18 protein-coding genes are annotated in these 21400 nt (G+C 59.0%); 3 read left to right on the top strand and 15 right to left on the bottom strand.

Annotation, left to right across the window (positions count from 1 at the left end):
* Positions 1-93: 93 nt before the first annotated feature.
* The 14 genes from nuoF to K0H48_RS11430 form a co-directional block, all read right to left on the bottom strand.
* On the bottom strand, positions 94-1449 hold the full coding sequence (gene nuoF / locus K0H48_RS11495) for an NADH-quinone oxidoreductase subunit NuoF (RefSeq protein ID WP_219267545.1): 1356 nt from the start codon (positions 1447-1449) through the stop codon (positions 94-96).
* A complete protein-coding gene (gene nuoE, locus K0H48_RS11490) occupies positions 1446-1943 on the bottom strand; it encodes an NADH-quinone oxidoreductase subunit NuoE (protein ID WP_138814944.1) in 498 nt (165 codons plus the stop codon). Before nuoE ends, nuoF begins: the two co-directional genes overlap by 4 nt.
* 2 nt (positions 1944-1945) lie before the next feature.
* Positions 1946-3730 (bottom strand): NADH-quinone oxidoreductase subunit C/D, encoded by a 1785-nt coding sequence (nuoC, locus tag K0H48_RS11485; protein ID WP_110624449.1) that lies wholly within the window; start codon positions 3728-3730, stop codon positions 1946-1948.
* Positions 3731-3802: 72 nt separating this feature from the next.
* Positions 3803-4477, bottom strand: coding sequence for an NADH-quinone oxidoreductase subunit B family protein (locus K0H48_RS11480; protein ID WP_012724951.1), 675 nt, complete (start codon positions 4475-4477; stop codon positions 3803-3805).
* 10 nt (positions 4478-4487) lie between these two features.
* Positions 4488-4901 (bottom strand): NADH-quinone oxidoreductase subunit A, encoded by a 414-nt coding sequence (locus K0H48_RS11475; protein ID WP_003219575.1) that lies wholly within the window; start codon positions 4899-4901, stop codon positions 4488-4490.
* 642 nt (positions 4902-5543) lie between these two features.
* Positions 5544-6869, bottom strand: a complete 1326-nt coding sequence (aceA, locus tag K0H48_RS11470; protein WP_003219577.1) for an isocitrate lyase — start codon at positions 6867-6869, stop codon at positions 5544-5546.
* Between the two features lie 495 nt (positions 6870-7364).
* Positions 7365-8102 (bottom strand): secretin N-terminal domain-containing protein, encoded by a 738-nt coding sequence (locus tag K0H48_RS11465; protein WP_219267544.1) that lies wholly within the window; start codon positions 8100-8102, stop codon positions 7365-7367.
* Between the two features lie 213 nt (positions 8103-8315).
* Complete coding sequence (locus K0H48_RS11460) at positions 8316-8738, bottom strand: GNAT family N-acetyltransferase (protein ID WP_110624452.1); 423 nt, start codon at positions 8736-8738, stop codon at positions 8316-8318.
* On the bottom strand, positions 8731-9897 hold the full coding sequence (locus tag K0H48_RS11455) for a cupin domain-containing protein (protein ID WP_219267543.1): 1167 nt from the start codon (positions 9895-9897) through the stop codon (positions 8731-8733). The genes K0H48_RS11460 and K0H48_RS11455 overlap by 8 nt, the downstream gene beginning before the upstream one ends.
* Before the next feature lie 84 nt (positions 9898-9981).
* Positions 9982-11352, bottom strand: a complete 1371-nt coding sequence (gene purB, locus K0H48_RS11450) for an adenylosuccinate lyase (RefSeq protein ID WP_017737156.1) — start codon at positions 11350-11352, stop codon at positions 9982-9984.
* A 125-nt stretch (positions 11353-11477) separates the two neighbouring features.
* A complete protein-coding gene (hflD, locus tag K0H48_RS11445; RefSeq protein WP_133100237.1) occupies positions 11478-12101 on the bottom strand; it encodes a high frequency lysogenization protein HflD in 624 nt (207 codons plus the stop codon).
* Positions 12098-13222, bottom strand: a complete 1125-nt coding sequence (gene mnmA / locus K0H48_RS11440; protein ID WP_056861699.1) for a tRNA 2-thiouridine(34) synthase MnmA — start codon at positions 13220-13222, stop codon at positions 12098-12100. Before mnmA ends, hflD begins: the two co-directional genes overlap by 4 nt.
* Positions 13223-13281: 59 nt before the next feature.
* Positions 13282-13728 carry an NUDIX hydrolase gene (locus tag K0H48_RS11435; protein WP_219267542.1) on the bottom strand — a complete coding sequence of 149 codons (447 nt, stop codon included), beginning with the start codon at positions 13726-13728 and terminating at the stop codon, positions 13282-13284.
* Between the two features lie 211 nt (positions 13729-13939).
* Positions 13940-16165 (bottom strand): NADP-dependent isocitrate dehydrogenase, encoded by a 2226-nt coding sequence (locus K0H48_RS11430; RefSeq protein WP_219267541.1) that lies wholly within the window; start codon positions 16163-16165, stop codon positions 13940-13942.
* Between the two features lie 493 nt (positions 16166-16658).
* On the opposite strand from K0H48_RS11430, the gene icd reads away from it, so the two are divergent.
* Positions 16659-17915 (top strand): NADP-dependent isocitrate dehydrogenase, encoded by a 1257-nt coding sequence (gene icd, locus K0H48_RS11425; protein ID WP_065931181.1) that lies wholly within the window; start codon positions 16659-16661, stop codon positions 17913-17915.
* Positions 17916-17993: 78 nt separating this feature from the next.
* On the opposite strand, the gene K0H48_RS11420 is transcribed toward icd, so the two are convergent.
* Entirely contained in the window at positions 17994-18305 is a 312-nt protein-coding gene (locus K0H48_RS11420; protein ID WP_219267540.1) for a cold shock domain-containing protein, read from the bottom strand.
* 225 nt (positions 18306-18530) lie between these two features.
* On the opposite strand from K0H48_RS11420, the gene clpS reads away from it, so the two are divergent.
* Positions 18531-18899 (top strand): ATP-dependent Clp protease adapter ClpS, encoded by a 369-nt coding sequence (clpS, locus tag K0H48_RS11415; RefSeq protein WP_005789091.1) that lies wholly within the window; start codon positions 18531-18533, stop codon positions 18897-18899.
* A 29-nt stretch (positions 18900-18928) separates the two neighbouring features.
* Complete coding sequence (clpA, locus tag K0H48_RS11410) at positions 18929-21199, top strand: ATP-dependent Clp protease ATP-binding subunit ClpA (RefSeq protein ID WP_056861703.1); 2271 nt, start codon at positions 18929-18931, stop codon at positions 21197-21199.
* Positions 21200-21400 lie beyond the last annotated feature (201 nt).

Here is a 21400-nt window from a genome sequence, read left to right as displayed (position 1 = left end):
AATGGAATCTTGTTATTCATGGGCATCAACACAGCCTTTACGGCGTCAGCCCATGAGAAAGCGAAGGGCACGGACCCTTCGCCCTTTAAAGCGTTACGCGCCGACTACGATCGGCCTTGCCAGAGGCGGGACGGCGGCGCTGACAGGCGCGATGCCGGCTTCGAACTCCGAGCGGAAGTATTTGATTGCGCTGCCCAATGGCTCCACGGCGCCCGGTGCGTGAGCACAGAAGGTCTTGCCTGGGCCGAGGAAACCGACCAGACCCAGCAGGGTCTCGATGTCGCCTGGCTGGCCTTCACCTTTCTCGATCGCCATCAAGAGCTTCACGCTCCATGGCAAGCCGTCACGGCACGGGGTGCAGAAACCGCAGGATTCGCGGGAGAAGAACTGCTCCATGTTGCGCAGCAGCGAGACCATGTTCACGGTGTTGTCCACCGCCATCGCCAGGCCCGTACCCATCCGGGTGCCGACCTTGCCGATGCCGCCGGCATACATTTGTGCATCAAGGTGCTCAGGGAGCAGGAAGCCAGTACCGGCGCCGCCTGGCTGCCAGGCTTTCAAGGTGTAGCCGTCGCGCATGCCGCCGGCGTAGTCCTCGAACAGCTCGCGTGCGGTGACGCCGAACGGCAGCTCCCACAGTCCAGGGTTCTTGACCTTGCCGGAGAAGCCCATGAGCTTGGTGCCCATGTCTTCGCTGCCTTCGCGGGCCAACGATTTGTACCAGTCAACGCCGTCGGCGATGATCGCCGGCACGTTGCACAGGGTTTCAACGTTGTTCACGCAAGTCGGCTTGCCCCACACGCCGACGGCGGCAGGGAAGGGCGGCTTGGAGCGCGGGTTGGCGCGGCGGCCTTCGAGGGAGTTGATCAGTGCGGTTTCTTCACCGCAGATATAACGCCCGGCGCCGGTGTGCACGAACAGTTCGAAGTCAAAACCCGAACCGAGGATGTTCTTGCCCAACAGGCCTGCAGCCTTGGCTTCTGCCACGGCACGGTTGAGGTGCTTGGCGGCGGTGGTGTATTCGCCACGCAGGAAGATGTAGCCACGGTAGGTTTTCAGCGCGCGGGCGCTGATCAGCATGCCTTCGATCAGCAGATGGGGCAGTTGCTCCATCAGCATGCGGTCTTTCCAGGTGTTCGGCTCCATCTCGTCCGCGTTGCACAGCAGGTAACGGATGTTGATGGATTCGTCTTTGGGCATCAGGCCCCACTTAACACCAGTGGGGAAGCCTGCACCGCCGCGGCCTTTAAGGCCGGCGTCTTTGACGGTCTGGACGATATCGTCCTGGGCCATGTCGGCGAAAGCTTTGCGCGCTGCCGCGTAACCGTTCTTGGCCTGGTATTCGTCGAGCCATACCGCCTCGCCGTCGTCACGCAGACGCCAGGTCAGCGGGTGGGTTTCAGGCGAACGCTTGATCAGGTTGGCCGGGCCGAAAGATGTAAGGGTCATGGGTAGCCCTCGAGCAATTGGGTGACGCCAGCAGGCTGCACGTCACCGAATGTGTCGTCGTCGATCATCAACGCCGGCGCCTTGTCGCAGTTGCCCAGGCAGCACACCGGCAGCAGCGTGAAGCGGCCGTCCGCAGTGGTTTGGCCCAGGCCAATGCCCAGCTTGTTCTGGATCTCGCTGACCACCGACTCGTGGCCACCGATGTAGCAGACCATGCTGTCGCACACGCGAATGATGTGGCGGCCGACCGGCTGACGGAAGATCTGGCTGTAGAACGTCGCCACCCCTTCAACGTCGCTGGCCGGGATGCCGAGCAGTTCGCCGATGGCGTAGAGGGCGCCGTCCGGCACCCAGCCACGTTCCTTCTGGACGATCTTCAAGGCTTCGATCGACGCCGCGCGCGGGTCTTCGTAGTGATGCAGCTCGTGCTCGATGGCCGAGCGCTCGGTTTCACTCAAGGTGAAACGATCTGTTTGGATAAGCGTGCTGTTCATGCTTAGCGGTCCACGTCGGCCATAACGAAATCGATACTACCCAGGTACGCAATCAAGTCCGCGACCATCTCGCCTTTGATCACCGAAGGGATCTGCTGCAAGTGCGGGAAGCTTGGGGTGCGAATCCGGGTGCGGTAGCTCATGGTGCCGCCATCGCTCGTCAGGTAATAACTGTTGATACCCTTGGTCGCTTCGATCATCTGGAAGGATTCGTTGGCCGGCATTACCGGGCCCCACGAAACTTGCAGGAAGTGCGTGATCAGGGTTTCGATGTGCTGCAGCGTGCGCTCTTTAGGCGGCGGCGTGGTCAGCGGGTGATCCGCCTTGTACGGGCCGGCCGGCATGTTGCGCATGCACTGCTCGATGATCTTCAGGCTCTGGCGCATTTCTTCGACGCGCACGATGCAACGGTCGTAGGCATCGCCATTCGCGGCCGTCGGAATCTCGAATTCGAAGTTCTCGTAGCCGGAATACGGACGCGCTTTACGCAGGTCAAAATCGCAACCGGTCGAACGCAGGCCTGCACCGGTGACGCCCCATTCCAGGGCCTCTTTGGTGTTGTAGGCGGCAACGCCGATGGTACGACCCTTGAGGATGCTGTTGTCCAGCGCAGCCTTCTGGTACTCGTCCAGACGCTTGGGCATCCAGTCGATGAATTCCTTGACCAGGCGCTCCCAGCCGTTCGGCAGGTCGTGCGCCACGCCGCCGATGCGGTACCAGGCCGGGTGCAGACGGAAACCAGTAATGGCTTCGATGACCTTGTAGGCGCGCTGACGGTCGGTGAAGGTGAAGAACACCGGGGTCATGGCGCCAACGTCCTGGATATAAGTACCCAGGAACAGCAGGTGGCTGGTGATCCGGAAGAACTCGGCCATCATGATGCGGATGGTGTCGACGCGGTCCGGCACCTTGATACCGGCCAGCTTCTCGACCGAGAGCACGTACGGCAGGTTGTTCATCACGCCGCCGAGGTAGTCGATACGGTCGGTGTAGGGGATGAAGCTGTGCCACGACTGACGCTCAGCCATCTTCTCGGCACCACGGTGGTGGTAGCCGATGTCCGGCACGCAGTCGACGATTTCTTCACCGTCCAGTTGCAGGATGATCCGAAAGGCACCGTGAGCCGAAGGGTGGTTCGGGCCCAGGTTGAGGAACATGTAGTCCTCATTGGTGCCGGAGCGTTTCATGCCCCAGTCTTCCGGACGGAAGCGTGCAGCTTCCTCTTCAAGCTGTTGCTTGGCGAGGTTGAGGCTAAACGGGTCGAATTCGGTGGCGCGCGCCGGGAAGTCCTTGCGCAGCGGGTGACCTTCCCAGGTCGGCGGCATCATGATGCGCGTCAGGTGCGGGTGGCCCGGGAAGTCGATGCCGAACATGTCCCAGACTTCACGCTCGTACCAGCTGGCGTTCGGCCAGATACCGGTAACGGTCGGGACGCTCAGGTCGCTTTCAGAGAGGGCGACCTTGATCATCACGTCGCTGTTACGTTCCAGCGACATCAAGTGGTAGAACACGGTGAAATCGGCGCCGCTCGGCAAGCCTTGACGCTTGGTGCGCAGACGCTCGTCCACGCCATGCAGGTCATAGAGCATGACGTACGGCTTGGGCAGGTTGCGCAGGAAGCTCAGGACTTCGACGAGCTTGGCGCGCGCCACCCACAGCACCGGCATACCGGTGCGTGTGGCCTGGGCGGTGAAGGCGTCAGGGCCAAAACGGTTATTGAGTTCGACAACCACGTCCTGGTCGTCTGCCTTATAAGGCGGGATGTACAGAGCACTGCCTGTAGTCATGGTTTTTTATCGCTTTCGGTCAACGTAAAGAATGAAGCCAGGTTTTCGTTCTATAAAAGAAGCGGTGCTGGATCAGACTTCGTCGGGGCTGCGCAGGTTGGTGACTGCGATACGCTGTTCGCGGCGCTGTTCCTTTTGTGACGGCATCTCGGCGCGATAAACGCCTTGATCACCGACAACCCAGGAAAGCGGGCGACGCTCCTTGCCGATCGACTCCTGCAACAGCATCAAGCCTTGCAGAAAAGCTTCAGGGCGAGGCGGGCAGCCAGGCACGTAGACGTCCACGGGCAGGAACTTGTCCACCCCTTGAACGACGGAGTAGATGTCGTACATGCCACCGGAGTTGGCGCACGAACCCATGGAGATAACCCACTTTGGCTCGAGCATTTGCTCGTAGAGACGCTGAATGATCGGCGCCATCTTGATAAAGCAGGTGCCGGCGATAACCATGAAATCCGCCTGGCGCGGTGATGCCCGGATAACTTCGGCGCCAAAGCGCGCGATGTCGTGGGGCGCCGTGAAGGCGGTGGTCATTTCCACGTAGCAGCACGAAAGGCCGAAGTTGTACGGCCACAGGGAGTTTTTACGCCCCCAGTTGACCGCGCCACTCAGCACGTCTTCGAGTTTGCCCATGTAGATGTTTTTGTGGACTTGATCTTCTAACGGATCGGAAACGGTTTCCCGTTCGCCGATAGGGTACTGATCGTTAGGAGCATCCGGGTCGATCCTGGTGAGATTGTATTGCATCGCCAAAGCCTCATTGTTTCAGCTTCGCTTGCCGCTTACGACGAGCTTCCGGAGCCCAGTCAAGGGCGCCCACTCGGAATAGGTAGACAAGGCCTGCCAACAGAATTGCTATGAAAACGAGGGCTTCGACGAATCCGGTCCAGCCGCTTTCGCGGACGGACACAGACCAGGCAAAGAGAAAGAGGGCTTCGATATCGAAGATCACGAACAGCATCGCGACCAGATAGAATTTGGCTGAGAGCCGCAAGCGGGCGCCACCTGTAGGCAGCATGCCGGACTCGAACGGTTCATTTTTGCTGCGGCCCCAGGCTTTTGACCCGAGGAGGCTGGAGACGCCGAGCATGAAGGCACAAAGGCCGACAACACCGAGGAGGAAAATGGCAAAGCCCCAGTTGTGGGCCATGAGTCCTGTCGCTTCGGTCATGCTGGAAATCCTTAACAGAGAGCAAAGGTCTCTGAGCTCGAAAAAGTAACGATGCAGTGACGATATGTCGCAGCGCAATCAATCGCGGTGATTTTATGGCTAAACACCGGGCAAGTAAAATTCCTATAGCGAAATTATTCGATGGAATAAGCACATAGTGCACCTTCTTGGGGCTGTAGCCCTTGTGGGCCGGGCATTAGCGGGCATTTAATCAAATGTGTTTTGTTTAAGCTGTAAAGAAGTTTTCATGGGCTAAATGATAATGAATATTGTTTGCGTGGGGTTTAAGCGAATGTTTCTCGTGTGGCGCGGGAAGTTGTTGTTACTTGCGTGATTGCAGCTAGTTGCTGGAGGGGATCTTTTAACTGATTTGATTCAGGCAAATACCGCTCTGGGTCAATGTTTTGCGCAAAACCCTAGGGCTGGACACAGTTAAGGTGGGAGCTGGCTTGCCTGCGATAGCGGTGGATCAGTTGAAAAATCTGCCACTGACCCACCGCTATCGCAGGCAAGCCAGCTCCCACAGTAGGCGTGTGGTGTTTTCAAGCGGGCAAAAAAACGCCCCGAACCAGTCGGGGCGTCAGATCAAGCGGCAGTGCGGTTAGGTCTTCCGTGGGGCCGCGCTGGCCGTGTACTCGCTACTTAGTGGAACTGCTCTTCTTCGGTCGAACCGGTCAGCGCGGTCACGGACGAGGTGCCGCCCTGGATCACGGTGGTCATGTCGTCGAAGTAGCCGGTGCCCACTTCCTGCTGGTGCGCCACGAAGGTGTAACCCTTGGCGGCGTCAGCGAACTCTTGCTCCTGCAGCTTCACGTAGGCGGTCATGTCGTTGCGGGCGTAGTCATGCGCCAGGTTGAACATGCTGTGCCACATGTTGTGAATGCCGGCCAGGGTGATGAACTGGTGCTTGTAGCCCATGGCCGACAGTTCGCGCTGGAACTTGGCGATGGTCGCGTCGTCCAGGTTCTTCTTCCAGTTGAAAGAAGGCGAGCAGTTGTAGGACAGCAGCTGGTCCGGGTATTCCTTCTTGATCGCTTCGGCGAAGCGACGCGCTTCGTCCAGGTCCGGCTTGGCGGTTTCGCACCAGATCAGGTCGGCGTACGGCGCGTAGGCCAGGCCACGGGCGATCGCCTGGTCGAGACCGGCACGCACTTTATAGAAACCTTCCTGGGTACGTTCGCCAGTCACGAACGGCTGGTCATACGGGTCGCAATCCGAGGTCAGCAAGTCCGCTGCGTTGGCATCGGTACGGGCCAGGATGATGGTCGGTGTGCCGGCAACGTCAGCTGCCAGACGAGCAGCCGTCAGCTTCTGCACGGCTTCCTGGGTCGGAACCAGTACCTTGCCGCCCATGTGGCCGCATTTTTTAACCGACGCCAGCTGGTCTTCAAAGTGCACGCCGGCAGCGCCTGCCTCGATCATGCTCTTCATCAGTTCGTAGGCGTTGAGTACGCCGCCGAAACCGGCTTCGGCGTCAGCCACGATTGGCGCGAAGTAGTCGATGTAGCCTTCGTCGCCCGGGCCTTTACCGGCTTTCCACTGGATCTGGTCGGCGCGGCGGAACGAGTTGTTGATGCGCTTGACCACGGTTGGCACGGAGTCCACCGGGTACAGCGATTGGTCGGGGTACATGGATTCTGCAGAGTTGTTGTCCGCAGCCACTTGCCAGCCGGACAGGTAGATCGCCTGGATACCGGCTTTTACCTGTTGAACTGCCTGGCCGCCAGTGAGGGCGCCCATGCAGTTGACGAAATCTTTTTCGGGACGGAAGGACGGCTTGGCACCCTGGGTGACCAGCTTCCACAGCTTCTCGGCGCCGAGTTTTGCAAAGGTGTGCTCAGGTTGAACCGAGCCACGCAGGCGGACGACGTCAGCAGCGGAATAAGCGCGGGTTACGCCTTTCCAGCGTGGGTTTTCAGCCCAGTCTTTTTCAAGGGCTGCAATTTGCTGTTCGCGTGTCAGTGCCATGGGGAAAAACCTCGTCGCATAGGTCTAGGTGGAGAATTCCATTTGCCAGCCACGTATTAACTGCGTGGTTGTGGCTGCTCGCTGACCAGAAGCTTAGGTGGTCAAGTCTGGTTTGGCGGGGAAGGCGACGGGATGAACGATTGCCGAGAGGGGGAATTGAGCAGGTAGGGGCAAACTGCGAACAGTCTTCGGGCATCGTGGGCCTTGGTACGATCCATCAGTGTGTAGCCGGGTTACCTGGTTAGCTTCCGTCCCTCGGGACAACTTCGTTCCAGTCGCAACCAAAGTCAAACACACCTTGTGGGCGGTACAGACACGAATCGGCTCAGGTGGGTAGCTTAGAGCGGCGATCCGAAGGCCCTTGCCAGGGCCCCTGATTAGCGGGAGCGAGGCCATCATGCACAGGCTTTTTTGGCTCGTCAAATGTTTTGTAGTGCTTTTTTTAAAGCACTACATCTTTAGTCTAATGCGACTCGCCAGTCAGATTTTGGTGCTTTAGTTCAGCGTGTCGACCTTGACCCGCAAAGTCAGGTCGTCGTGGCCCTGAGTAGAGTAGCTGCGGGTTGTAGAGGATTTATCGGCCTGGGTTTCGCGATTGATGCCCGCCAGTGGGATCCATTCGCCCAGTCGGCCGCTGACGGTTGTGTCGGTACTTTGCACATTCACTACATCGGGACGTTCCTGGCTCAGACGGTCACGGTTGGTACTGATGGCCAGGTGTACGGTCTCGCCTGTGACGCTGGCAGTCACGTAAAAGCCCTGGGTGACGTTGCGATACTGGGTCTGGTTTTGCGGGCGGCCGTAGGCGTCAGGTTGCGTGGTGGTCAGCGGTACGCTTTGGCCGACCTGGATCAGCGCGGGCACGCCTTCACTGGCCTGGATCTGCTGGATGCCGCCATCGCGGCTGGCGGTACCGTAGCTGATGATGCGGGTTTGGCTGTCGCCGGAGTTTTGCTGGTTGTTTTCGTTGCTGTCGACGGTGATCAACAGGCGCTTGGCAGGTGTGTCCAGTTGCGACAGCAACGCACGCAGGTCCCGGATCTTGCCGGGGTCGGCGTTCACGATAAGTTGGTTGCCGTAGGCGCTGACGGTGCCGTCCTTGCCAATGAAGTTCTGCGCCACCGGCAGCAGGTCGGCGCTGGTGCGGTTGCTCAGGTTGACGACTTCAGTGTCGGCCATGGCGCAGGCGCTGGCGGTGAGGAGGAGGGCGGTGAGCAGGGTGCGTAGGGACATGTCCGTTATCTCTGCGAGTCAATTAGGCGTGATAGTGCCAGTTTGTCGGCCTGGCAGGTCGCAAGTTGAATCGTAGACGGCAAAATGCCCTGGCATGGCAGGGCATTTTGGGTGTTGCTGATGGCGCTATCGCAGGCAAGCCAGCTCCCACAGGGGAATGCATTCCAAATGTGGGAGCTGGCTTGCCTGCGATAAGGGCGACTCGGTCTCGAATTAACCCTCGCGCACCATATCAACGTGCGGAATCCCGACTTCCAGGAACTCGTCACTGACGATCTTGAAACCCAGCCGCTCATAAAACGGCGCTGCATACACCTGAGCACTCAGAAACTGCCTGGTCTGGCCACGTTTCTCGGCCTCGCCGATCACAGCTTCCATCAGCTTGTCGCCGACCTTCAGGCCGCGCCAGTCCTTGAGTACCGACACGCGACCAATCTCGCCGCTGGGCAGCAGGCGAGCGGTGCCAATCGGAAAATCGCCTTCGAATGCAAGAAAATGCATTGCGTCGGCGTCATCCGCATCCCACTCCAGCTCTGGTGGAACCGATTGTTCAGCGATAAACACCGCCTCACGAATGCGCCGAATCTCAGCGATATCCTTTTGCCAGTCCGCGACACTTACGTGAATCTTATTCATCGGCAAATCCCAGGCTTCCTTGCTTGACCAGTTCGCACAGCAGGTCGCGACCGTCTTCGTCGGCCAACCAAGTGCCGAGGTTTTCGCTGTGCAGGGCGTCGGCCGAGCACACCAGTTTCAACAGTTCGCGCAGTTTGCCTGGCAGGTAACGGCTCTGGCCGCTGGCGAATAGCAACACGTCGTCGTCGACTTCCGACCACGCCATGCGCGCGCTCGGGTTGCGGACCAGAATCGCGCCGTTTTCCAGGCTGCTGATAAAGTCTTCTTCACCCAGCTCTTCACCGGCGACCAGTTCCGGGTAGCGCGGCTCGGTCATGAACTGGCCGAACCAGGTCAGCAGCATGCGCTCATCGCTCATGTGCTCGGCCAGCAGATCTTTGAGGCGGTCGAGTGCGTCCGCTTGAATCTGGTGCGGGTCGCTGACCGGCTGAGCGTCGGCGTCGGTGTAGCGCTCTTCATCGGTCAGGTACTGGCTGAGGAAGTCAGTGAAGTGGGTCAGCACTTCGGCTGCGCTCGGTGCGCGGAAGCCCACCGAATAGGTCATGCAGTCGTCTTCGGCAATGCCGAAGTGCGCCAGGCGTGGCGGCAGGTAGAGCATGTCGCCCGGTTCCAGCACCCATTCTTCGCTCTGTTCGAATTCCGCCAGGATGCGCAGGTCGGCGTGTTGCAGCAGTGGGCTTTCGGAATTGCACATCTGGCCGATTTTCCAGTTGCGCTTGCCTTGGGCCTGCAGCAGGAACACGTCGTAGTTGTCGAAATGCGGGCCAACACTGCCGCCGGGTGCGGCGAAGCTGATCATCACGTCGTCGATGCGCCAGCTGGGCAGAAAGCGGAAGTGCCCGAGCAATTCGGCGACTTCGGGTACAAATTGGTCGACAGCCTGCACCAGCAGGGTCCACTCACGCTCTGGCAGCGTGCTGAACGCATCTTCGGCGAACGGGCCGCGGCGCAGTTCCCATGGGCGCTCGCCGTGCTCGATCACCAGGCGCGATTCAACTTCTTCTTCCAGGGCCAGGCCGGCCAGTTCGTCGGCGTCGATCGGGCTTTCGAAATCAGGGATGGCCTGACGGATCAGCAGCGGTTTTTTCTGCCAGTAATCGCGCAGGAATTCCCGTGCCGTGATGCCGCCCAGAAGTTGAAGAGGAATATCAGGATTCATGTGTAACCTATTGAAAGAAAGCACTTTTAAGACAGGAATAAAAACGCCCGGCGCGGCCGGGCGTCTCAAAGGGTTGCGCGCTGATCAGATGCGCTTGGCTTGCTCTACAGCGTTGCCGATGTAGTTGGCCGGGGTGAGCAGTTTCAGCTCGGCCTTGGCAGCGGCTGGCATGTCCAGGCCATCGATGAAAGTTTGCAGCGCCTCAGGGCTGATGCCCTTGCCGCGCGTCAACTCTTTCAGCTTCTCGTACGGGTTTTCGATGTTGTAGCGACGCATCACGGTCTGGATCGGCTCAGCCAGCACTTCCCAGCAGGCGTCCAGGTCAGCGGCGATTTTTTGCGCGTTGAGCTCAAGCTTGCTGATGCCTTTGAGGCTGGCTTCGTAGGCGATCACGCTGTGGGCAAAGCCCACGCCGAGGTTGCGCAGTACGGTGGAGTCGGTCAGGTCACGCTGCCAGCGCGAGATCGGCAACTTGCTGGCCAGGTGCTGGAACAGGGCGTTGGCGATACCGAGGTTGCCTTCGGAGTTTTCGAAGTCGATCGGGTTGACCTTATGCGGCATGGTCGACGAACCGATTTCACCGGCGATCGTGCGCTGCTTGAAGTAGCCCAGGGAGATGTAGCCCCAGATATCGCGATCAAAGTCGATCAGGATGGTGTTGAAGCGCGCAATCGCGTCGAACAGCTCGGCGATGTAGTCGTGCGGTTCGATCTGCGTGGTGTACGGGTTGAAGCCCAGGCCCAGCTCGTCTTCGATGAAGGCGCGGGCGTTTTCTTCCCAGTCGATTTCCGGGTAGGCCGACAGGTGGGCGTTGTAGTTGCCCACGGCGCCGTTGATTTTGCCCAGCAGCGGCACGGCCGCGACTTGAGCGATCTGGCGCTCCAGACGATACACCACGTTGGCCAGTTCTTTGCCCAAGGTAGTCGGCGAGGCCGGTTGGCCGTGGGTGCGCGACAGCATCGGCACGTCGGCGAAACGGATCGCCAGTTCGCGGATGGCGTTGGCGGTCTGGCGCATCAGCGGCAGCATCACGTCATCACGGCCTTCGCGCAGCATCAGGGCGTGGGACAGGTTGTTGATGTCCTCGCTGGTGCAGGCAAAGTGGATGAACTCGCTGACCTGGGCCAGTTCCGGCAGCTTGGCCGCTTGCTCTTTGAGCAGGTATTCGATGGCTTTGACGTCGTGGTTGGTGGTGCGCTCGATCTCTTTCACACGCTCGGCGTGCTCCAGGGAGAAGTTTTCCGCCAGGGTGTTCAGCACAGCGTTGGCTTCGGCGGAAAACGCCGGCACTTCGCTGATGGCAGGGTGAGCGGCCAGGCGCTGGAGCCAGCGCACTTCAACCAGAACACGAGCACGGATCAGGCCGTATTCGCTGAAAATAGGGCGCAGGGCCTGGGTTTTGCCGGCGTAGCGGCCGTCAACAGGGGAAACCGCAGTGAGCGAAGAGAGCTGCATGGGGTGTTCTCGGACAGTCGGGCAACGAAATGGGGCGCGTATCATACATGAAAAAATCCGCCGGTCCGTCGCCAACTGACCGGCGTATTACGCGTGAGGCTATAAAAAAAGCGGGTTGCTGCGACTTATTCGTTGCGCATCAACGGGTAAAGCTCTTTGAGCAATTTGCGTCGGCTGATCACCAACTGCCAGCGATGACCGCCCAACTGGCGCCACAACCGCGCCGAACGAATACCGGCCAGCAGCAGGGCGCGGATTTTCGAGGCGTTGTTCGGTTGCTGCAGGTTGCGCATGTCGCCGTGCACCTGGATGCGCTGGCGCAAGGTGCTCAAGGTGTCCTGGTACAGCGCACCACAGGCGGCAATCACGTTTTCGTGGGCCGGGCCGAAGTGTTCCACCTGGGACTGAATCTGCGGCAGGCGTTTGCCGATGGTTTCGAGCAGGTCGTCGCGCTTGGCCAGTTGCCGCTCAAGGCCGAGCATCGACAGGGCATAGCGCAACGGCTCACGTTGCAAGGTGTTGGGGTCGCGTTCCAGGGCGCCGATCAACGCGCGGTAACCTTCACGCAGCGCCAGGTCGTCGCCGCCATACACTTCCAGGGTGTCCTTGGGATCGCGGATCAGCAGGCTGCCGAGCATGCAGGTCAGGCCTGCCTCGGTCACCTGGCCGGTCTTGGCGATCTTGTCGACCAGCACGGCGGCGAGGAAAACCCCGCCGAGTGCCGTCAATTGCTCCTGGGTCGGGCTCATGCCGGGTTGCTCCAGGCTTCGGCGACTTCAATCACGCCGCCGCCCAGGCAAATTTCGCCGTCATAGAACACCACCGATTGGCCTGGCGTGACCGCGCGTTGCGGGTCATCGAAGGTGGCGCGGTAGCCGCTGGCAGTTTTTTCCAGGGTGCAGGGCTGGTCGCTCTGGCGATAGCGCACTTTGGCGGTCAGGCGGCGTGGCGTGCTCAGGTCGATCGGGTTGACCCAATAGATCTCCGAAGCCAGCAAGGCGCCCGAGAACAGCAGTGGGTGTTCGTTGCCCTGGCCGACGACCAGCACGTTGTTTTCCAGGTCCTTGACCAGCACGTACCACGGTTCTTCACCGGCATCTTTAAGGCCGCCGATGCCCAAACCCTGACGTTGGCCAATGGTGTGGTACATCAGGCCATGGTGGCGGCCGATCACTTCACCGTCGGTGGTTTTGATTTCGCCTGGCTGTGCCGGGAGGTATTGCTTGAGGAAGTCGCTGAAGCGGCGCTCGCCGATAAAGCAGATCCCGGTGGAGTCCTTCTTCTTGGCAGTGGCCAGGCCGTGTTTTTCGGCGATCTTGCGCACTTCGGGCTTTTCCAGCTCACCGACCGGGAACAGGGTCTTGGCGATCTGTTCGCCGCCCACGGCATGCAGGAAGTAGCTCTGGTCCTTGTTCGGGTCCAGGCCTTTGAGCAGCTCGGTGCGGTTGTCGACGTCGCGACGGCGCACGTAGTGGCCAGTGGCAATCAGGTCGGCGCCGAGGATCATGGCGTAGTCGAGGAACGCCTTGAACTTGATTTCGCGGTTACACAGGATGTCCGGGTTCGGCGTGCGACCGGCCTTGTATTCGGCCAGGAAGTGCTCGAACACATTGTCCCAGTACTCGGCGGCGAAGTTGGCGGTGTGCAGCTTGATGCCGATCTTGTCACACACGGCCTGGGCGTCGGCCAGGTCGTCCATGGCGGTGCAATATTCCGTTCCATCGTCTTCTTCCCAGTTCTTCATGAACAGGCCTTCCACCTCATAACCCTGCTCCATGAGCAGAACGGCGGAAACGGAAGAATCCACGCCGCCGGACATGCCGACGATGACGCGCTTCTTTTGTGTGTCAGAAGGGGCTGGATCACGCATAGGGTTTCAACGGGTGTCTTGAAAAAGGACGCGATTCTAACAGGCTCACGCCCGCAAGGCTAAAGAGAAGGGCGGATCAATTCGAGGCTATGGCGCTGGCCGGCCAGATAATCATCGATACAGCGGATGATCAGCTCACTGCGCCAGTCGTCGCGCAGGGCCATCAGCTCCTCACGGGTCAGCCAGCGGGCGCGGACGATGCCTTCATCGAGCTGATAGTCCGGGTGGTGTTTCAGCGCCTTGGCGGTAAAGCAAACCCGTTGGTACGTCACGCCATTGCTGGGCGCGGTGTACAGGTAGATGCCGACAATGCCGGTGGCTTCGACGTCCCAGCCGGTTTCTTCGAGGGTTTCGCGCACGGCAGCATCGGTGAGGGTTTCATGCGGGTCCAGATGGCCGGCTGGCTGGTTGAGCACAGCGCGGCCGCCCTTGAGTTCCTCGACCATCAGGAAGCGGCCGTTGTCTTCGACGATAGTGGCGACGGTGATGTGGGGTTGCCAGGTCATAAGTGGCCTCAATGTGTAGTGACTGAAGAAACTTGTTCAGTGTGGGAGCTGGCTTGCCTGCGATAGCGGTGGGTCAGCTACATCTGCATGAACTGACAGACTGCTATCGCAGGCAAGCCAGCTCCCACATTTGATCAAGGGGGTTCAGTGAAACCAGGGTGCAAACAGAAACCCCGGCACATGGCCGGGGCTTCTTTGCATCCTTACAACCTTACTTCAACTTGGCAATTGCCGCGTTGAGGGTGTTGCTTGGGCGCATGGCATTGCTGGTCAGCTCCGGGTTCGGCGCGTAGTAGCCGCCGATGTCCACTGGCTTGCCCTGTACCGCGTTCAACTCGGCAACGATGGTTGCCTCGTTGTCGGTCAGGGTCTTGGCCAGCTCGCCAAACTGCGCTTGCAGTGCAGCATCTTCAGTCTGGGCGGCCAGGGCTTGCGCCCAGTACAGCGCCAGGTAGAAGTGGCTGCCGCGGTTGTCGATGTTGCCGACTTTGCGCGATGGCGACTTGTTGTTGTCCAGGAACTGGCCGGTGGCCTGGTCCAGGGTCTTGGACAGTACCAGGGCTTTCGGGTTGTTGTAGGTGACACCCAAATGCTCAAGGGACGCGGCCAGGGCCAGGAACTCGCCCAGGGAATCCCAACGCAGGAAGTTCTCTTCAACCAGTTGCTGCACGTGCTTCGGCGCCGAACCGCCGGCGCCGGTTTCGAACAGGCCGCCACCGTTCATCAGCGGCACGATCGACAGCATCTTGGCGCTGGTGCCCAGTTCCATGATCGGGAACAGGTCGGTCAGGTAGTCGCGCAGTACGTTGCCGGTCACTGAGATGGTGTCCAGGCCCTTGCGGGTGCGCTCCAGAGTGAACTTCATCGCGTCGACCGGCGACATGATGCGAATGTCCAGGCCTTCGGTGTTGTGGTCTTTCAGGTAGGCCTGAACTTTCTCGACCACTACGCCATCGTGCGCACGCTGTGGGTCCAGCCAGAAGATGGCCGGGGTGTTGCTGGCGCGGGCACGGTTGACGGCGAGCTTGACCCAGTCCTGGATCGGCGCGTCTTTGGTCTGGCACATGCGGAAGATGTCGCCGGCTTCGACAGCCTGTTCCATCAGCAAGGTGCCCTTGCTGTCGGTGACGCGGACTACGCCGTCAGCCTTGATCTGGAAGGTCTTGTCGTGGGAACCGTACTCTTCGGCTTTTTTGGCCATCAGGCCAACGTTTGGCACGCTGCCCATAGTGGTTGGGTCGAAAGCGCCATTGGCCTTGCAGTCTTCGATGACGGCTTGGTAGATGGTGGCGTAGCAGCGATCCGGGATCACCGCCTTGGTGTCGTGCAACTGGCCGTCGGTGCCCCACATTTTGCCGGAGTCACGGATCATGGCCGGCATCGAGGCGTCGACGATCACGTCGCTCGGCACGTGCAGGTTGGTGATGCCTTTATCGGAGTTGACCATCGCCAGCGATGGGCGAGCGGCGTAGACCGCCTGAATGTCAGCTTCGATCTGCGCTTGCTGCTCGGCCGGCAACGCCTTGATGCGAGCGTACAGGTCACCGATGCCGTTGTTCAGGTTGAAGCCGATCTGTTCCAGCACGGTAGCGTGCTTGGCCAGGGCGTCTTTATAGAACTCGGCAACGATCTGGCCGAACATGATCGGGTCGGAGACCTTCATCATGGTGGCTTTCAAGTGAACCGACAGCAGCACGCCTTGCTGCTTGGCGTCTTCGATTTCAGCGGCAATGAACGCGCGCAGGGCTTTTTTGCTCAGCACGGCGGTGTCGATGATTTCGCCGGCTTGTACCGAGGTCTTTTCTTTCAAGACGGTCGCGGTACCGTCTTTGGCGATCAGTTCGATCTTCACGGCGTCAGCGGCTTCGATCTGCACGGCTTTTTCGCTGCCGTAGAAGTCGCCGTTGCTCATGTGTGCGATGTGCGACTTGGAGTCAGCAGCCCAGGCGCCCATTTTGTGCGGGTGCTTGCGCGCGTAGTTCTTGACCGACAGCGGTGCGCGGCGGTCGGAGTTGCCTTCGCGCAGTACCGGGTTCACGGCGCTGCCCTTGACCTTGTCGTAACGTGCGCGGGTTTCTTTTTCCGCGTCGGTGGTTACGGTTTCCGGGTAGTCCGGCAGGGCGTAGCCCTGGGCCTGCAGTTCCTTGATCGCCGCTTGCAGCTGCGGGGTCGAGGCGCTGATGTTAGGCAGCTTGATGATGTTGGCTTCAGGCGTAACGGCCAGGTCGCCCAGTTCGGCGAGGTGGTCCGCGATTGCCTTGTTGCCCAGTTGCTCGGGGAAGCTTGCGAGGATGCGCGCGGCCAGGGAAATGTCGCGGGTTTCCACAGCAATATCAGCGGAAGCGGTGAAGGCCTCTACGATAGGCAGCAGTGAATAGGTGGCGAGGGCTGGGGCTTCGTCGGTGAAGGTGTAGATGATCTTCGAGCGGGTGGGCATATTCGGATTAACTCTCTTCTTTGCTGAAAGCGTGCGCAGAAACTCGAGATGCGCCGGGTGGAGCGCGTTCGTTCAAAGTCATCCATGAGCGAAATGTCGAGGTTTCTTCGCGGTGATGTTGGTTTGCATCAGTCGAGCGTCAAGCGTTTGGACTATGGTAATAGTCCTGCTTTCTGGCTGAGGGCTACTGTCTAGAGCGGTCAACCGTCGTGACTCTTTGGTCAGCGGCGGCATTATACATAGGTCGCTATGCTTACGCCGAGCCTTCATACAAAAGGTGTGTCGTCCATTGGTCTAAAGGTCGCAGGGCCCAGACTGCGACCAAAGTCGCACGATGTGCTCAAGATTGGCGATTTTGCCTTTGCTTTCAGGCTTGTAGGCGACAAATTATGCTGTTTTCGATGCAGATGAGCATGGCGTGAGGTTTCAGTCGCCATTTATCTGGAGTAGGCTCGAACGCAGCCAGATGTTCAATCCATAGATGGAGTTCAGCATGGGATACAAGAAGATTCAGGTTCCGGCAGTCGGCGACAAAATCACCGTCAATGCAGACCATTCTCTCAATGTTCCTGACCAACCGATCATCCCTTATATAGAAGGCGACGGTATTGGCGTCGACATCAGCCCGGTGATGATCAAGGTGGTCGACGCGGCTGTTGAAAAGGCCTACGGCGGCAAGCGCAAAATCTCCTGGATGGAGGTGTATGCCGGCGAAAAGGCGACTCAAGTCTACGACCAGGACACCTGGCTGCCCCAGGAAACCCTGGATGCGGTCAAGGATTACGTGGTTTCCATCAAAGGCCCGCTAACCACGCCGGTGGGCGGCGGCATCCGTTCGCTGAACGTGGCCCTGCGCCAACAACTCGATTTATATGTTTGCCTGCGCCCGGTGCGCTGGTTTGAAGGCGTGCCCAGCCCGGTCAAGAAGCCGGGCGATGTGGACATGACCATCTTCCGTGAAAACTCCGAAGATATATACGCCGGGATCGAGTGGAAAGCCGGTTCGCCGGAAGCGATCAAGGTGATCAAGTTCCTCAAGGAAGAAATGGGCGTTACCAAGATCCGTTTCGACCAGGACTGCGGGATTGGCATCAAGCCGGTTTCCAAGGAAGGCACCGAGCGCCTGGCGCGCAAAGCCCTGCAATATGTAGTGGATAATGACCGTGATTCGCTGACCATCGTGCACAAAGGCAACATCATGAAGTTCACCGAGGGTGCCTTCAAAGAGTGGGCCTACGGTATTGCCGAAAAAGAATTTGGCGCGACCCTGCTCGACGGCGGCCCGTGGATGCAGTTCAAAAACCCCAAAACCGGCAAGAATGTGGTGGTCAAGGACGCGATTGCCGACGCCATGCTCCAGCAGATTCTATTGCGGCCGGCGGAATATGATGTGATTGCCACGCTCAACCTTAACGGTGACTACCTGTCTGACGCGCTGGCGGCGGAAGTAGGTGGCATTGGTATTGCGCCGGGGGCCAACCTCTCCGACACCGTGGCTATGTTCGAAGCCACCCACGGTACTGCGCCTAAATATGCAGGCAAGGATCAGGTCAACCCGGGTTCGTTGATCCTGTCGGCAGAAATGATGCTGCGGCACATGGGCTGGACTGAAGCGGCGGATCTGATCATCAAGGGCACCAATGGTGCGATTTCGGCGAAGACCGTGACCTATGACTTTGAACGTTTGATGGAGGGCGCGAAACTGGTGTCGTCGTCAGGGTTTGGCGACGCACTGATTTCGCATATGTAAGGTGACGCTATAAAAAAGCCGGCCATTCTGATGACTCAGAGTGGCCGGCTTTTTTCGTGCGGTTTGCTTAAGGGGTGATCAGGCCGTTTGTTTGTCTTTTGGGTGGGGGGCTTGACCTGCCTTGAGTTGTGTTTCGTGCGCTTCGTCGTGGATTGATCCAGGTGTAGCTGCGCAGGCTGCACAAATTCCGACTGCGTGCAGGCCTTTCGGCCCTTGAATGATTTCAAACTCCACAGGCTGGCCCGCCTTCAAGGTCTTGTACCCTTCCATGGTAATCGCTGAATAATGTGCAAACAGATCCTCTCCGGATTGTCCATCTGCATTGATGAACCCGTACCCCTTGGCATTGTTAAACCATTTGACCTTGCCACTGATCTTGACGCCAGACATAACCATATCCCTCTGCACCAGACTCCATCACTGGAGTATCATCCAGTTTATCCGTCCTAACCCGAATAAATAAGGTTGACTGCGCGGACCTTTTTTACCCACTGTGGGTTCTATTGGTTGTAACACCGTTTCGCCGATAGTCAAGGCGACCAGCCGGTCAGTAGTTGAAAATCTGACAGGTCGCCCCCACCACTGTATTTGAACCACTGACGAACCTTTCTTTCCATGCATGCAAACAGCCAGATTCGACTAACATTCAATCAGGATCGCCCGGATCAGGAACACGATGACGACGGTTCTGCAGGCATTGCTGTCCAGGAGGCGAAGCCTGCTTTACAGGCGCCGCCGATGTACAAGGTGGTTTTGTTTAATGATGACTACACACCGATGGATTTCGTCGTCGAAGTGCTCGAGGTGTTTTTTAACCTGAACCGCGAGCTGGCGACCAAGGTAATGCTGGCCGTTCACACAGAAGGACGGGCAGTATGTGGAGTGTTTACCCGTGACATCGCCGAGACAAAGGCCATGCAGGTCAACCAGTACGCCAGGGAAAGCCAGCATCCGCTACTCTGTGAAATCGAGAAGGACGGTTAACGCCGACCACTTGGGTATGAGGTGAAGCTATGTTAAACCGCGAGCTCGAAGTCACCCTCAATCTTGCCTTCAAGGAGGCCCGTTCGAAGCGTCATGAATTCATGACCGTCGAGCACCTGCTGCTGGCACTTTTGGATAACGAAGCTGCCGCCACCGTTCTACGTGCGTGCGGCGCCAACCTCGACAAACTCAAGCATGACCTGCAGGAGTTTATCGACTCCACCACGCCATTGATCCCCGTGCATGACGAGGACCGTGAAACCCAGCCAACCCTGGGCTTTCAGCGGGTATTGCAGCGTGCTGTCTTCCACGTACAGAGCTCCGGTAAGCGTGAGGTCACGGGCGCCAATGTGCTTGTGGCGATTTTCAGCGAGCAGGAAAGCCAGGCAGTGTTCCTGCTCAAGCAGCAGAGCGTTGCCCGTATTGATGTCGTCAACTACATCGCCCACGGTATCTCCAAGGTGCCAGGGCACGGCGATCATTCCGAGGGTGAGCAGGATATGCAGGACGACGAGGGCGGTGAGTCTTCTTCTTCGGGCAATCCACTGGATGCCTATGCCAGTAACCTCAACGAACTGGCGCGCCAAGGGCGGATTGACCCGCTGGTGGGGCGTGAGCTTGAGGTTGAGCGTGTAGCGCAGATCCTCGCACGTCGTCGCAAGAACAATCCGTTGCTGGTGGGCGAGGCGGGCGTGGGTAAAACCGCGATTGCCGAAGGCCTGGCCAAGCGCATCGTTGATAACCAGGTGCCTGACCTGCTGGCCAACAGTGTTGTCTACTCCCTTGACCTGGGCGCGTTGCTCGCCGGGACCAAGTACCGTGGCGATTTCGAGAAGCGCTTCAAGGCGCTGCTCGGCGAGCTGAAAAAACGCCCGCAGGCGATCCTGTTTATCGATGAAATCCACACCATCATTGGTGCCGGTGCGGCGTCCGGTGGGGTAATGGATGCCTCCAACCTGCTCAAGCCGCTGCTGTCGTCGGGTGATATCCGCTGCATCGGTTCGACTACGTTCCAGGAATTTCGCGGCATCTTCGAAAAAGACCGTGCCCTGGCGCGTCGCTTCCAGAAAGTCGACGTGTCCGAGCCTTCGGTTGAAGACACCATAGGCATCCTGCGCGGCCTCAAGGGGCGCTTCGAGGCGCACCACGGCATCGAGTACACCGATGAGGCCCTGCGGGCCGCTGCTGAGCTGGCATCGCGCTACATCAATGACCGGCATATGCCGGACAAGGCCATCGACGTGATCGACGAGGCGGGTGCCTACCAGCGCCTGCAGCCGGTCGAGAAGCGTGTGAAGCGCATCGACGTGCCTCAAGTCGAGGACATCGTGGCGAAGATCGCGCGTATTCCGCCTAAGCACGTCAATAGTTCCGACAAGGAGCTGCTGCGTAACCTGGAGCGCGACCTCAAGCTCACGGTGTTTGGCCAGGATGCTGCCATCGATGCACTGTCCACTGCGATCAAACTCTCGCGTGCGGGCCTCAAGTCGCCGGACAAACCGGTCGGCTCGTTCCTGTTCGCAGGCCCGACCGGCGTCGGCAAGACCGAAGCGGCGCGGCAGTTGGCCAAGGCCATGGGCATTGAGCTGGTGCGTTTCGACATGTCCGAATACATGGAGCGCCACACCGTGTCGCGCTTGATCGGCGCGCCTCCGGGCTATGTTGGGTTCGACCAGGGCGGCCTGTTGACCGAAGCCATCACCAAGCAGCCGCACTGCGTGTTGCTGCTCGATGAAATCGAAAAGGCCCACCCGGAAGTCTTTAACCTGCTGCTGCAGGTCATGGACCACGGCACCCTGACCGATAACAACGGGCGCAAGGCGGACTTCCGCAACGTCATCGTGATCATGACCACCAACGCCGGTGCTGAAACCGCCGCGCGGGCGTCCATCGGCTTTACCCATCAGGACCACTCGTCTGATGCGATGGAAGTGATCAAGAAGAGCTTCACGCCGGAGTTCCGCAACCGTCTGGACACCATTATCCAGTTTGGTCGCCTCAGCCATGAGGTCATCAAAAGCGTGGTGGACAAGTTCCTTACCGAGCTTCAGGCGCAGTTGGAAGACAAGCGCGTGCAGCTGGAAGTGACGGACGCGGCGCGCAACTGGCTGGCCGAAGGCGGCTACGACTCGGCAATGGGCGCTCGCCCAATGGCGCGTCTGATCCAGGACAAGATCAAGCGGCCGCTGGCCGAAGAGATCCTGTTTGGCGAGCTTTCCGACCATGGTGGCGTGGTGCATATCGATCTGAAGGATGGCGAGCTGACCTTCGAGTTCGAAACCACGGCCGAAATGGCCTGATAGCTGATCGCAACACAGTAAAAAGGCGCCGAAAGGCGCCTTTTTGCTATCTAGAATATGCTGGAGATCTACTGTGGGAGCTGGCTTGCCTGCGATAGCGGCGGGTCAGCTGAAGAATATTTTCCTGATAGACCGCCATCGCAGGCAAGCCAGCTCCCACAGGGATTTGTGGTGTTGGACAAATCTCGCACACACAAAAAC

Origin of the sequence: Pseudomonas sp. Xaverov 259 (genome assembly GCF_019352915.1) — a bacterium.
GTDB lineage: Bacteria > Pseudomonadota > Gammaproteobacteria > Pseudomonadales > Pseudomonadaceae > Aquipseudomonas.
Note: the sequence above shows the minus strand (reverse complement) of the source record. Positions and strands in the feature narration are given on the sequence as shown.

Excerpts from the sequence above, each read along its gene's own strand:
- nuoF (WP_219267545.1), bottom strand. The coding sequence starts at position 1,449 with ATGACCCTTACATCTTTCGGCCCGGCCAACCTGATCAAGCGTTCGCCT.
- nuoE (WP_138814944.1), bottom strand. The coding sequence starts at position 1,943 with ATGAACAGCACGCTTATCCAAACAGATCGTTTCACCTTGAGTGAAACC.
- nuoC (WP_110624449.1), bottom strand. The coding sequence starts at position 3,730 with ATGACTACAGGCAGTGCTCTGTACATCCCGCCTTATAAGGCAGACGAC.
- K0H48_RS11480 (WP_012724951.1), bottom strand. The coding sequence starts at position 4,477 with ATGCAATACAATCTCACCAGGATCGACCCGGATGCTCCTAACGATCAG.
- K0H48_RS11475 (WP_003219575.1), bottom strand. The coding sequence starts at position 4,901 with ATGACCGAAGCGACAGGACTCATGGCCCACAACTGGGGCTTTGCCATT.
- aceA (WP_003219577.1), bottom strand. The coding sequence starts at position 6,869 with ATGGCACTGACACGCGAACAGCAAATTGCAGCCCTTGAAAAAGACTGG.
- K0H48_RS11465 (WP_219267544.1), bottom strand. The coding sequence starts at position 8,102 with ATGTCCCTACGCACCCTGCTCACCGCCCTCCTCCTCACCGCCAGCGCC.
- K0H48_RS11460 (WP_110624452.1), bottom strand. The coding sequence starts at position 8,738 with ATGAATAAGATTCACGTAAGTGTCGCGGACTGGCAAAAGGATATCGCT.
- K0H48_RS11455 (WP_219267543.1), bottom strand. The coding sequence starts at position 9,897 with ATGAATCCTGATATTCCTCTTCAACTTCTGGGCGGCATCACGGCACGG.
- purB (WP_017737156.1), bottom strand. The coding sequence starts at position 11,352 with ATGCAGCTCTCTTCGCTCACTGCGGTTTCCCCTGTTGACGGCCGCTAC.
- hflD (WP_133100237.1), bottom strand. The coding sequence starts at position 12,101 with ATGAGCCCGACCCAGGAGCAATTGACGGCACTCGGCGGGGTTTTCCTC.
- mnmA (WP_056861699.1), bottom strand. The coding sequence starts at position 13,222 with ATGCGTGATCCAGCCCCTTCTGACACACAAAAGAAGCGCGTCATCGTC.
- K0H48_RS11435 (WP_219267542.1), bottom strand. The coding sequence starts at position 13,728 with ATGACCTGGCAACCCCACATCACCGTCGCCACTATCGTCGAAGACAAC.
- K0H48_RS11430 (WP_219267541.1), bottom strand. The coding sequence starts at position 16,165 with ATGCCCACCCGCTCGAAGATCATCTACACCTTCACCGACGAAGCCCCA.
- icd (WP_065931181.1), top strand. The coding sequence starts at position 16,659 with ATGGGATACAAGAAGATTCAGGTTCCGGCAGTCGGCGACAAAATCACC.
- K0H48_RS11420 (WP_219267540.1), bottom strand. The coding sequence starts at position 18,305 with ATGTCTGGCGTCAAGATCAGTGGCAAGGTCAAATGGTTTAACAATGCC.
- clpS (WP_005789091.1), top strand. The coding sequence starts at position 18,531 with ATGCATGCAAACAGCCAGATTCGACTAACATTCAATCAGGATCGCCCG.
- clpA (WP_056861703.1), top strand. The coding sequence starts at position 18,929 with ATGTTAAACCGCGAGCTCGAAGTCACCCTCAATCTTGCCTTCAAGGAG.